The following is an 11,373-nucleotide window of genomic DNA, read 5'->3' as shown; positions in this document are numbered from 1 at the left end:
TCGGTCGCCCCACCCGGCTCGACTACGCCGACGTGAGTACCCTCCACGGGAACGACCAGCTGCTCCTGACCACCCTCCAAGGAGTGGTCAACCGCCGTAACCCGCGCCTCTACTTCAACTTCAACGAGGAGAACTTCGACGTCCCGTGGCTCGACAGCCTGGGCGCCCGCATCACCCGCCACGACAACGCCCTCGACCTGGTGGCCCGCTACCGCCGTGAGGCCCGCGGCGCCATCCTGCACGACCCCGACGTCCCCGACTCGGTGAACGTCGCCACCACCCTCGCCGGCCTGGAAGGCGCCGTGGCCGCCACGGCCGAGCAGGCCGCCGAGCACGGCTTCAAGACCATCACCGACCTGCGCGGCAAATTCAAACCCGACGACGTCCTCGGCACGTACCGGTGGCAGCTCGACAACCTGTTCCCCCGCTGCACCCACGCCCTGCTCAGCGGCCTGCCGCCGACCAGGACCGTGAGCGTGGAGGACGTGCGGTGGCGCGAGGTCGCCCGCGAGACCGAGCGCATCCGCGACACCTCCAACCGCGAGGTGCGCACCTTCGACCTAAGCCGGGAACTGTCCGGCGAGGACGGCGTCTACCTGCGCTTCCAGGACTCGTTCAGCGACGACGGCTGGGGCCCCTCGGTGGGCGCGGTCACGGTCAAGGCCGACGGCAAGGAGATCGTCTCCTTCACGCCCGGCACGGACGCCGAGGAGCCGTACCTGTTCGACGGCGTCAACTCCTCGATCGGCGCCAACAACAACCGGTTCTCCGACGGAGGCGGCTACTTCGTCTACCGTTTCACCGCGCCGGAAGGCACCCAGCAGCTCACCGTCGACGTGGACCTGTGGAACCAGTTCCTGGTGACTGCCACCACCACCGCGCCGACCAGGATCGAGCCCTTCCCCTACTTCCGCGACTACACCGTGGCCATGCGCGCCATGGTCTTCTGGCTGCCGCCCAGCGGCCAGACGGGCGAACTGCTCGACGAGATCCTCGGCAAGGTCGAGCCGACCACGCCGTACGCCGGGTGGTTCTCCAACGACGTGGCCGGCGAATGGGGCGGCGTCGACCGTGCCTCGCAACACGCCGTCGAGGTCATCCCCGCCGACTACTACATGAACGCCACCGTGCACGCCGGCGTGCACGCCAAGGTCTCCGATCGGGTGCCGCCGCGGCCGCGGGCCACCCTGCGCAACCGTGTCTACGTCACGCTCACCGTCGGCGAGGGCGACAACGTCCAGTACTGCCAGCGCAGGATGCGGCAGATCTGGGACGACGACAAGCGCGGCGAAGTGCCCACCAACTGGACCGTCAGCCCCCTGCTGGCCGAGATCGGCCCCGCGATCCTCGCCTACTTCCAGCGCACCGCCACGCCCAACGACCTGCTGATCGCCGGACCGTCGGGCGCCGGCTACACCTACCCCGGGTCGTGGCCGAAGGAGGCGCTGGACGCGTACACGAAGCTGACGGGACAGTTCCTGCGCAGGACCGGCATGGACCTCGTCTACGCCTACAACCACCGCAACGAGGAGGACGACGGCTGGGTGGCCTTCGACGAGCGCATCGTGCGCTCGTACAAGAAGAACACCGGGCTGCGCGGCATCATCCAGTCGTGGGAGACCGGCGACCTGCAGATCAACCCGGCGGGGCTGCCCGTGATCGGCAACTTCATGCCGCAGGGCAAGGCCCAGGAATACCACGACACGCTGGTCAAGCACATCGAGGGATGGGACGGCAGCAAGCCGCTGTTCATCGCCGGCGCCGTCAACGCCTGGAACTGGTCACCGAGCGACCTCGCCGAGCTCGGCACGCTGCTCGGCGACCCCTTCGAGATCGTCCGCGGCGACGCGTTCTTCAAGCTGCTGGGCGACCACCTCGGACGGTGATCACAGGCGGAGCTCGGGTGGGAAGCCGGTCCACCGGAGCTCCGCCGGCAGGTGGGCCATGTCGTTGAAGAAGAGCACGGACGGCGGGCGGCCGGGCGCGTAGCGGATGACGGTCAGGGCGGCGTTGCAGTGGTTGACGCCCAGCCAGCGCCAGTCGGGGGCGTCCATGGCGGCGCGTACGAGCCAGCCGATCAGGAAGTTGTGCGTCACCACCAGCTCGTGGCGGGTCTGCGCGGCCGGCCCCGTGAACAGCTCCACGGCCTCGCGGGCCAGCGCCGGACCGTCGCGGCGCTCGTCCCCGGGGAAGCGGCCGACGAACTCCAGGAAACCGTCGGCGTACTCCTCCGGCAGGTCCTGCCTGACCGGGACGTACGGGACGTAGTCGCCGGCCGCCCGCGACTCGACCAGCGGGACGCCGGGGAGTCGCTCGCCGACGAGGCGCGCGGTCTCGGCCGCACGGGGGAGCGGGCCGTGGTGCACGGCGGCGAGCGGCACGTCACCGAGCCGCTCGCCGAGCAGCGTGGCCTGGCGGCGGCCCGCGTCCGTCAGCCCGCCGCCGGGCGTGGCGTCGCCGTGGCGCGTGAGGTACAGGTAACGGGTCATGGTGTTTTCACTCCGCCGGTCGGCTTTGGGGGCGTCTGTGGCATCGTAGGGTGGGTGGCCGCCGATGAGACCCGTGACGGGGTCGCACTGACCAATCTCGACCAGCGGCTGTTCGACGGCGCCGGCGCCACCAAGCGCGACCTGGTCGACTACCTCGACGCCGTGGCCGGCCGCATCGTCCCCGTCCTGCGCGACCGCGCGCTCTCCGTGATGCGCGTCCGCCCGGGGCAGCGGCCGTTCATGCAGAAGAACCTGCCGAAGTACGCGCCCGACTGGGTCAGGTCCGTCACCGTCTGGGCCGAGGCGTCGCAGCGGCAGGTGACGTACGCGCTGTGCGACGACAGGCGTACGCTCCTGTGGTTCGCGAACCAGCGGGCGGTGGAGTACCACCCGGCGTTGTTCGCCGGCGACCGGTCCACGCACATGATCCTCGATCTCGACCCGCCCGATCAGGACGACTCCTTCGCACCGGCCGTGCAGGGCGCCCTCCTCGTCCGCCAGGCCCTGAGCGACGCCGGGCTGTCGGGGGCGGTGAAGACGAGCGGGGCGAAGGGCGTGCACGTGTTCGTACCCGTGGCCGGCGACACGGCGGTGGACGACCTCGCGGCGGCCACCCGCGCGCTGGCGGCCCGCGCCGAGCGGCTGGACCCGGCGCTGGCGACCACGGCGTTCATCCGGGAGGACCGCGAGGGCAAGGTGTTCCTCGACTCCACGCGCGCGGGTGGCGCGACGGTCGTCGCCGCCTACAGTCCCCGCATCCGTCCCGGCGTGCCCGTCTCCTTCCCGGTGCCCTGGGACGAGCTCGACCGCGTGACGCCCGCCGACTTCACCGTGCGCACGGCGGCCGGGCTGCTCAAGGGGGGCGACCCGTGGGCGGAGCTCATGCCCGAGCCACAACGGCTGCCCGCGGACCTGGTGGAGGAGGGGCACACCATCCCGGTGGCCCGCGTGCAGGCGATGCACGAGGGCAAACGCCGCGCCCGCGCACGTCGGGGCGAGTGAACGCGTTGCTCGAACATGTCCTGATTTTGCCGTAGGAGCAGGCCTTGTCTGCGCCGTAGCTGGGGATTTACCTTCCGATCGCGGCTCGGGGGAATGTCGTATTCCCATCCACGACAGGGGAATCGTTCATGCGCAGAATCGTCACCGCACTGATCACCGCACTGATCACCGCACTGGGCCTGCCCCTGCAGCTCCTCACCGGGCCAGTGATCGGGCCGGCGCCGGCCCAGGCGGCCGGGCCGGCCGACACGTACGCGGACAGGCTGGTCAGGCAGGTGCGGGGCGCGAACGTCGAGGAACATCTCCGCGCCTTCCAGACGATCGCCACAGCGCACGGCGGCAACCGGGCCGCGGGCACGACCGGCTACGACGCCTCCCGCGACTACGTGGCCGGCAAACTGCGCGCAGCCGGCTACAAAGTCACGTTCTCGCCTGTCGAGTTCGTCGAGAGCTGGTCCGAGAACGGCCCGCCCACCCTCGCCGAGACCGCGCCGGGCCGGCGGACGTACGTCCCCAAAGAGGACTTCTTCGCCTTTCAGCCCTCCCCGGCCGGCGACGTGACCGCGCAGGTGCAGGCCGTGGACCTGACGCTGCCCCCGGCCGCCACGCCGTCCTCCACCAGCGGCTGCGAGGCCTCAGACTTCGAGGGGTTCGTGGCGGGCCGGATCGCGCTCATCCAGCGCGGCACCTGCGCCTTCTCCCAGAAGGTGCGCAACGCCAAGGCGGCCGGAGCCGCCGCGGTCATCGTGTTCAACGAAGGCCAGGAAGGACGTACGGAGGCCGAGCAGCTCGACATCGGCGAGTGGCGGGCCGGCATCCCCATGGTGTACGCCGACTTCGCGGTGGGCGAGCGGCTGGCCGGCGCGCGCAACGCGACCGTCCGGCTCACCGTCGACTCCACCGTCGCGATCGGCACCGACCACAACGTCATCGCCGAGTCCCGCGCCGGCGACCCGGGCAACGTCGTCATGCTCGGCGCCCACCTCGACAGCGTGCCCGCCGGCCCCGGCGTCAACGACAACGGCTCAGGCGCCGCCGCCATCCTGGAGGTGGCCGAGGAGATGGCCCGCTTCCCGGTCAAGAACCGGCTGCGCTTCACCTTCTGGGCCGCGGAGGAGCTCGGCCTGCTCGGCTCCGACCAGTACGTCGCGGCTCTGCCGCAGACCGAACGCGACCGCATCCGGCTCTACCTGAACTTCGACATGGTCGCCTCGCCCAACTTCGCGTACAAGCTGTACGACGGCGACAACTCCGACGACGCCGGCGCAGCGGCGGGCCCGCCCGGCTCCGCCCAGATCGAGCGGCAGTTCCAGAACTTCTACCGCTCCCGCGACCTGCGAACCGTCGGCACCGACTTCGACGGCCGCTCGGACTACGGCCCCTTCATCGCCGTCGGCATCCCGGCGGGCGGCATCTTCACCGGCGCGGAAGGCGTCAAGACGGCCGCGGAGGCGCGGCTGTTCGGCGGTACGGCGGGCACCGCGTACGACGCCTGCTACCACCAGGCGTGCGACACGATCCGCAACGTCAACACCACGGCGCTCGACGTGAACGCCGACGCGATCGCCGACTCCGCCGCCCGGTTCGCCTTCGACCTGCGCTCGATCCCGCGCCGCACGCCTCCCGCCAGGAAGGGCCAAGGCTCATGAGGGCACGGTCAGCCGGGGGCGCAGCGCCGCCGGCACCGCCTCGGGGTCGTCGGCGAAGAACCGGATCGAGGTGACCTCGGCCCGGCGGCCGAGCGGGCGGACGACGGTGACCGGCCCGTCCAGCTCGACCGTCAGGTTGGTCTGCGAGCCCACGGCCACGGCGAGCCGCCCGTCCGCGACGGAGATCATGCTCTCCTCGTTGAGGTTGCGGCCGGTCCGTACCGACACGATCCGGTCGAGGGGCACCCGTACGTCGAAATAGGCGGCGTACCTGATGCGCAGTTCCCCGTCCGTGACGACGTGCGGCCGGTTGGCGGAGGCAGCGGCCAGCATGACCGCGAACAGCAGCCCGTAGAGGTCGGCCACCAGCACGGCGTACCGCAACCATCCGGGCACGCCGAGCGCGACCAGCAGCAGGTCCACCACCACCGTCTCGATCGCCATCGCGAACAACATCAGCGTCAGCATGAACGCCTGCTCCTTGGCGTAGGAGAAGGCGCTCGCCCCGGGCGGGACGCCGTGGGGTCTGCGCACGATCCACAACGCGATGCTGGCCAGACCCTTCAGCTCGAACCCCAGGACGCGCAGCGCGGCTCTGACCATCGTGCTCCCCTCTTCGGCTGGACGCCTCCCATGAGAAACGTTGACGCCGCGTCAAGGTCAACCCCGTGACAGGCGTACGGTCAGCGCGGTCAGGGCCGCGACGACGCAGGTCGCGCTCAGCACCGCCCAGACGGCGTCGTACGTGCCGAACAGGTCGCGGGCGGTCGCCCCGAGGAAGGCCGCGGCGCCCGCGCCGAGTTGGTGGGCGGAGTTGGCCCAGCCGAAGACGATGGGGCCGTCGTCACCGTAGCGGCGCTGGGCGAGCGCGATGACCGGCGGGACGGTGGCGACGTCGACGAGGCCGTAGACGACCGCGAACACGACCAGGGACGGCTGCACGGTGGCGGAGAGCACCATCGGCAGGGCCAGCAGGGTGAGGGCGCGGACGGTGAAGAAGCAGGCCAGCAGGTGGCGGGGGTCGAACCGGTCGGTGAGCCAGCCCGAGACGGCCGCGCCCAGGGCGGAGAAGACGCCGATCAGGGACAACATCGACGCGGCGGCGGTCGCGTGCATCCCGTGGTCGTGGGCCACGGGCACCCAGTTGCTCCACATGATGCCGTTGGTGGTGGCGCCGCAGATGACGAACATGCCGGCCAGCAGCCAGAACGTACCGGTGCGGGCGGCGTCGATGAGGACCGTGACGGTGCGGCGCGCGGCTCCGGTGGCGGGAGCGGGTCTGGCGACGACACGCTCGCCCCCGTACGGCGGCACGCCGACGTCGGCCGGGTGGTCGCGCAGGAGCAGGGCCACCACGGCCGACACCGCCAGGGCGGCGAGGGCCAGCGTCACGACCGGGGGCCGCCACCCGAACCGGTCGACCGACCAGGCGAGCAGCGGCAGGAAGACGAGCTGCCCCAGATGGCTGGACGCGCTCAGGACGCCGGTGACCAGCCCGCGACGCCGTACGAACCAGCGGCCGGTGATCATGGCGGCGAAGGTCATGGTCAGGCAGCCGCTGCCGAGGCCGATCAGGACACCCCAGTACACGACGAGCTGCCACGGCGCGGCCATCACGCTGGTGAGAAGGGCGCCGGCGGCGATGAGCAGCAGGGCGCCCGCCGCCACGCGGCGGATGCCGGCGCGTTCCATGAGGGCCGCCGCGAAGGGCGCGGTGAAGCCGAAGAAGATCATGTTGACGGAGGCGGCCAGCGCGATGTGGCCCCGGTCCCAGGCGTACTGCTGGTGCAGCGGGGAGATCAGAAGGCCGGGCACAGTCGTGAAGGCGCCCGCGGCCACGATGGCCGCGCCCGCGACGGCCGCGACGACCCACGCGCGGCGCGTGCCAGGGCGCGAGCCGGGCGGTGACGGCGACGAGGTCTGCACGTGCTGAACCATGGCTCCAGCCTTCCGGCAGGGCGCCACCCCGGCGAGTGTCTGGATAGCCGTGATGCGCAACAATATGGCCATGCGCCCCGTCTTCTCCCACCCCGCCCGCCACCACGTCGCCGTGCTCGCCCGGCAGATGACCCTGCCGATCGAGCTGGGCATCGTCCACCAGGTGTTCGGGCAGGCCCGCGCGGGGGCGTCGGCGGACGGGAAGCCGCTGTACGAGGTCGTGACCTGTGCCCTGCGGGCGGGCGCGGTGCGTACGGACGGGGACTTCACCGTCAACGTCGCGCACGGCCCGGAGGCGCTGGCGGAGGCCGACACCGTGATCGTGCTGTCCTCCTACGACGACTACGAGCAGCAGGACCCCACGCTCAGCGCGCCGCTCGCCGGCGCGTTCGCCCGCATCCGGCCCGGCGCCCGCGTGGCCTCGATCTGCACGGGCGCCTTCGTCCTGGCCTCCGCCGGCCTGCTCGACGGGCGGCTCGCCACGACGCACTGGCGCTTCGCCGACCGCTTCGCCCGGCTGTTCCCGCAGGTGGAGCTGGACGCGAACGTCCTGTACGCCGACGGCGGCGACGTCCTGACGTCGGCGGGGTGCGCCGCGGGGATCGACCTGTGCCTGCACATGATCCGCCGCGACTTCGGCATGGCCGTCGCCAACGACGTCGCCCGCCGCACCGTCGTGCCGCCGCACCGGGAGGGCGGGCAGGCACAGTACGTCCGCCATCCCGTGCCGGAGCCGTCGTCGCCCTCCACCGCGGCCGCCCGCGAGTGGGCCCTGCGGCGGCTGGGGGAGCCCGTCACCTTGGCTCAGATGGCCGCCAAGGAGGCCATGAGCGTACGCACCTTCACCCGGCGCTTCCGCGACGAGGTCGGCAGCACCCCGATGACCTGGCTCACCCAGCAGCGCGTCGAACGCGCCAGGGAACTCCTGGAGGAGTCGGACCTGCCCGTGGACCAGGTGGCCGAGCAGGCGGGGCTCGGTACGGCCGCCAACCTGCGCAAACACTTCCACGCCGCCGTGGGGACCTCGCCCAGCGCCTACCGTGCCGCCTTCCGCGAACTGGACGCCGCGGCCTAGATTCCGCCGCTTCGGCCGGGTCTCCTGGGGTGGGACGCCATAGCGGATCCGTGCACCGGCCCGAGCCGTTGAACCCGCTCGGCCCCGGACGGCGTACCCCCTGACGACACGGCGGTGCCCGTCGGCAAGGGACGCCGGCGTGCCCGAGCCCGGCTGCCAGGAGGACGACGATGGACTTTCTGGGATGGAGTGACGGACTGGCCCTGCTGCCGCGCGACTACCTGGCGGAGGGCGAACCACTCGTCGCCGTCGTCCAGGCGGCCGGGCCGTACAGCGGAGAGGCGCTGCACCTGCTCGCGCTGGGCACCGCCGCCACCATGGCCAGGCTGCACCTGGGCGGGATCGCGGGACTGCGGCTCAACCCGGGCAACGTCATGATCGGGCCGGAGGGGCGGGCGTTCTTCGCGCCGGGCCCGCGCAGCAGCGAGTTCCCCTCCGCCGACGTCAGAGACTGGGCGGACGTGATCGTCTTCGCCGCCACCGGGCGGCCGGTTCGCGACGGCGAGCGCCCCTACCTCGGGCCGGTGCCCGAACTGCGGGTGGTGATCGAGGAGTGCCGCCGCCCGAACGCGCTGTCCCGCCCGGCGGCGATCGACGTGGTACGCGCCCTGCTCGGCGACCCGTGGGAGGACCGCCGCGCCACGGTCCGCGAACTGCTGCTGGAGGCCGAGCGCTGGACGGTGCCGAAGGCCCGGCCCAGCCCGTCGATGGCGGACGGACGGTCCGGAGGGTCGTAGGAGGCTCGTCGGCGTGGGGCGTGTCACAGGCCCGCTTCCGTCCGTACGTGTAGCGTGCGCCACCCGGCCAGGGCCAGCACCGTCATCGTGGCCGTGGCCGCCGAGGCGATCGCGAAGCCGCCGTGCGCCCCGGCCGCGTCCACCGCGTGCCCGGCGGCCGCCGCCGCGGCGGCCGAGCCCGCCGAGCTCGCCGAGGAGAGCCACGCGAACGCCTGGGTGAGGGCGTACGGGTGCACGGCCGATTCCGTGAGCATCGACGAGAGCGTCAGGATCGGCGTGACCATCGTGCCGGTCAGCGCGATCGCCACTCCGGCGCCCGGCAGCGAATCGGCCACCAGGAGCGGCAGGCACGCGCCCGCGAGCAGGGACGTGCCGAGCACCAGTTGCGTGCGCGGTGCGACCCGCAGGCGGCGCAGCCCGTACAACCAGCCGGTCAGCAGCCCGCCGCAGCTCGACGCCGCATAGAGCGGAGCGGCGGCGGCGGGGGCCCCGTGCTCGACGGCGAAGGCGGTCACCGAGACCTGCATCGCGCCGAAGAACACGCCGACGGCGAGGTTGAGTGCGGCGATCACGGCGAATCCCGGCCGTAGCAGTGACCGGCCCGCCCGGCGGCGTTCACCGGCCTCGGACGCCGTCGCGGGAGCGGTGCGCCGCTGAGCGGCGAGCGCCAGCCCGCCCGTCACGACCAGTCCGGCCGCGAGCGCGGTCCCGAGCTCGGGATGGCCGCTCGCCCCGACCGCGCTGACCACGACGGGACCGGCCAGGTACGCCACCGCGTTGGCCAGCGACTCCAGCGTGAAGGCGGCGGGCAGCTCGGCGGCCCGGCCGCCGCGCAGCAGGGCGGACCAGCGGGCCGCGGACAGCGCTCCGAGCTGCGGGATCGTCGCGCCGGCCGCCGCTCCGGTCGCCGTCATCAGCCACGCGGGGCTGCCGGCAGAGACCAGGGCCAGCAGCGTGGTCACCGCGACGACGTGGGCGAGCAGCACGGGCGGCAGCATCCGGGTCTGGCCGAAGCGGTCGAGCAGCCGGCCGAGCTGCGGCCCGGCCAGGGCCTCCGCGACGGCGAAGGCGCCGGTCACCAGGCCGGCGACGGCGTAGGAGCCGGTTCGGCCGTGGACCAGCCAGACGAGGCCGAGGCTGGTCATCGCGATGCCGACGCGCCCTGCGGTGGCGGTGGAGAAGAAGGCGGTGGCGCCAGGAGTGCGCAGCAGTGCGCGGTAGGTCGCCGGTAGCACGGCGCGTCCCTTTCGCCGCCCGGCGGGGCGGACCACCCGGGGTCGTCGGCGTCCTGATGTGCCGACCCGTGGTCATCGCCTGGAACCGTCCAGTGCCGGCGCGGTGTGGGGACGCTCACCCCACGCCGGGCTCCGTCACCGGGCAGAAGTCTCACATTGGTCGTTGTCGGCTCAGAGCTTAGGTGGGTGGCTCGGGCCGGGTCCAGCGGCAATCCGTGCGTCGGCGGCCCCGGCGTGCTTCCGGCCGTCTCGCGTGCGCCGCCGTACGGTGCGCAGGTCAGAGCGGTCGCGGCCGGCCAGGCCAAGATCAAATGATGAACTCGGGAGAGTTAACGCGATTTATCGATTAAATCTGGCTGGGTGGCGAATGGGGCAAACGACCTGCCCTGCGACCTGCTGCTGGCTAGAGTACTAATTCTCAATACCAACGTACCTAGCGCGATATTTCGTGATAACTCAGCGCAAGGAGTCCGGCCCCTTGTGAATCACCGCGTAACGGACGAAGCCATGGTCCGAGCCCTCTACGCCGAGTACGGCGCCCCCCTGATGGCCTTCGCCATCCGGCTGACGGGCGGCGATCGGCGCTGGGCCGAGGACGTCGTGCAGGAGACCCTGGTACGCGCCTGGCGCAACCTCCACGACCTGCGTACCGACACCGGCTCGCTGATGCCGTGGCTGGCCACGGTGGCCCGCCGCGTGGTCATCGACGACCACAGACGGTCGGGCACCCGCCCCCTCGACACCGTCGACGACATCCGGGACCGAGCCGCGCCCGTGGCCGCGGAGGACGAGCGCCTGTTACGGGAGATCGTGGTGACCGAGGCGATGCTCTCGCTGTCACCTGCCCATCGTCAGGTGCTCACGGAGACGTTCCTGCTGGACCGCACCGTCCAGGAGGCGGCGGAGACGATCGGCGTGCCGGTGGGCACGGTGAAGTCCCGCGTGTACTACGCCATGCGCGCGCTGCGCGTGGCGCTCGAGGAAAGGGGGGTGACGCTGCCATGAACGTGGTGCGTCACGACGACAGGGGGGTGACGCCACGATGACGGAGGTGCGTCACGAGGACGTGGCCGCGTACGCGCTGGGCCTGCTCAGCGAGGAGGAGAAGACCGCTTTCGAGCACCACCTGGCCGGCTGCGGAAGCTGCGCCGCGGAGGTGGGGTCGTTCACGGCGATGGGGGAACTGATCAAGGGGGTGCACCCGGACGACCTGCTGCCCAGCCCGCCCGACCCGCAGGTGGAGTCGGT

Annotated in this window: 11 protein-coding genes; 7 read left to right on the top strand and 4 right to left on the bottom strand. The window is 72.1% G+C overall.

Annotated elements, in window-relative coordinates:
* Nucleotides 1–1,886 (top strand): GxGYxYP domain-containing protein (locus tag GUY59_RS43530; protein ID WP_161715023.1); only part of this gene is annotated, 1,886 nt, incomplete at its 5' end.
* Here GUY59_RS43530 and GUY59_RS43525 read toward each other — a convergent pair.
* Complete coding sequence (locus GUY59_RS43525) at nt 1,887–2,489, bottom strand: histidine phosphatase family protein (RefSeq protein WP_138208007.1); 603 nt, start codon at nt 2,487–2,489, stop codon at nt 1,887–1,889.
* 54 nt (nt 2,490–2,543) lie between these two features.
* Between GUY59_RS43525 and GUY59_RS43520 the strand changes: the two genes are divergently transcribed.
* A complete protein-coding gene (locus GUY59_RS43520) occupies nt 2,544–3,491 on the top strand; it encodes a DNA polymerase domain-containing protein (protein ID WP_138208008.1) in 948 nt (315 codons plus the stop codon).
* Between the two features lie 128 nt (nt 3,492–3,619).
* Entirely contained in the window at nt 3,620–5,140 is a 1,521-nt protein-coding gene (locus tag GUY59_RS43515) for a M28 family metallopeptidase (RefSeq protein ID WP_138208009.1), read from the top strand.
* Here GUY59_RS43515 and GUY59_RS43510 read toward each other — a convergent pair.
* Together GUY59_RS43510 and GUY59_RS43505 are read right to left on the bottom strand one after the other, a co-directional pair.
* Nucleotides 5,135–5,743: a hypothetical protein gene (locus GUY59_RS43510; protein ID WP_132337642.1), complete on the bottom strand. Its 609-nt coding sequence runs from the start codon at nt 5,741–5,743 to the stop codon at nt 5,135–5,137. The genes GUY59_RS43515 and GUY59_RS43510 overlap by 6 nt on opposite strands.
* Before the next feature lie 57 nt (nt 5,744–5,800).
* Nucleotides 5,801–7,078 carry an MFS transporter gene (locus GUY59_RS43505; RefSeq protein ID WP_201762053.1) on the bottom strand — a complete coding sequence of 426 codons (1,278 nt, stop codon included), beginning with the start codon at nt 7,076–7,078 and terminating at the stop codon, nt 5,801–5,803.
* Between the two features lie 52 nt (nt 7,079–7,130).
* Between GUY59_RS43505 and GUY59_RS43500 the strand changes: the two genes are divergently transcribed.
* Both GUY59_RS43500 and GUY59_RS43495 read left to right on the top strand, forming a co-directional pair.
* Nucleotides 7,131–8,153, top strand: a complete 1,023-nt coding sequence (locus GUY59_RS43500) for a GlxA family transcriptional regulator (RefSeq protein WP_201762052.1) — start codon at nt 7,131–7,133, stop codon at nt 8,151–8,153.
* Between the two features lie 170 nt (nt 8,154–8,323).
* Nucleotides 8,324–8,890 carry a hypothetical protein gene (locus GUY59_RS43495; RefSeq protein WP_138208011.1) on the top strand — a complete coding sequence of 189 codons (567 nt, stop codon included), beginning with the start codon at nt 8,324–8,326 and terminating at the stop codon, nt 8,888–8,890.
* 23 nt (nt 8,891–8,913) lie between these two features.
* Here GUY59_RS43495 and GUY59_RS43490 read toward each other — a convergent pair whose 3' ends face one another.
* On the bottom strand, nt 8,914–10,125 hold the full coding sequence (locus tag GUY59_RS43490; protein WP_138208012.1) for an MFS transporter: 1,212 nt from the start codon (nt 10,123–10,125) through the stop codon (nt 8,914–8,916).
* Between the two features lie 480 nt (nt 10,126–10,605).
* On the opposite strand from GUY59_RS43490, the gene GUY59_RS43485 reads away from it, so the two are divergent.
* Complete coding sequence (locus GUY59_RS43485; RefSeq protein ID WP_425465104.1) at nt 10,606–11,130, top strand: sigma-70 family RNA polymerase sigma factor; 525 nt, start codon at nt 10,606–10,608, stop codon at nt 11,128–11,130.
* 37 nt (nt 11,131–11,167) lie between these two features.
* Nucleotides 11,168–11,373: zf-HC2 domain-containing protein (locus GUY59_RS43480; protein WP_201762051.1), on the top strand; the 206-nt coding region annotated here is incomplete at its 3' end.

Origin of the sequence: Nonomuraea sp. K271 (assembly GCF_009908215.1) — a bacterium.
In the GTDB taxonomy this organism is placed as follows: Bacteria; Actinomycetota; Actinomycetes; order Streptosporangiales; family Streptosporangiaceae; genus Nonomuraea; species Nonomuraea longispora.
Note: the sequence above shows the minus strand (reverse complement) of the source record. Positions and strands in the feature narration are given on the sequence as shown.

What these genes read in the sequence shown, in the direction of transcription:
- GUY59_RS43495 (WP_138208011.1), top strand. Translation starts at nt 8,324, where the DNA reads ATGGACTTTCTGGGATGGAGTGACGGACTGGCCCTGCTGCCGCGCGAC.
- GUY59_RS43525 (WP_138208007.1), bottom strand. Translation starts at nt 2,489, where the DNA reads ATGACCCGTTACCTGTACCTCACGCGCCACGGCGACGCCACGCCCGGC.
- GUY59_RS43510 (WP_132337642.1), bottom strand. Translation starts at nt 5,743, where the DNA reads ATGGTCAGAGCCGCGCTGCGCGTCCTGGGGTTCGAGCTGAAGGGTCTG.
- GUY59_RS43500 (WP_201762052.1), top strand. Translation starts at nt 7,131, where the DNA reads ATGCGCAACAATATGGCCATGCGCCCCGTCTTCTCCCACCCCGCCCGC.
- GUY59_RS43505 (WP_201762053.1), bottom strand. Translation starts at nt 7,078, where the DNA reads ATGGTTCAGCACGTGCAGACCTCGTCGCCGTCACCGCCCGGCTCGCGC.
- GUY59_RS43515 (WP_138208009.1), top strand. Translation starts at nt 3,620, where the DNA reads ATGCGCAGAATCGTCACCGCACTGATCACCGCACTGATCACCGCACTG.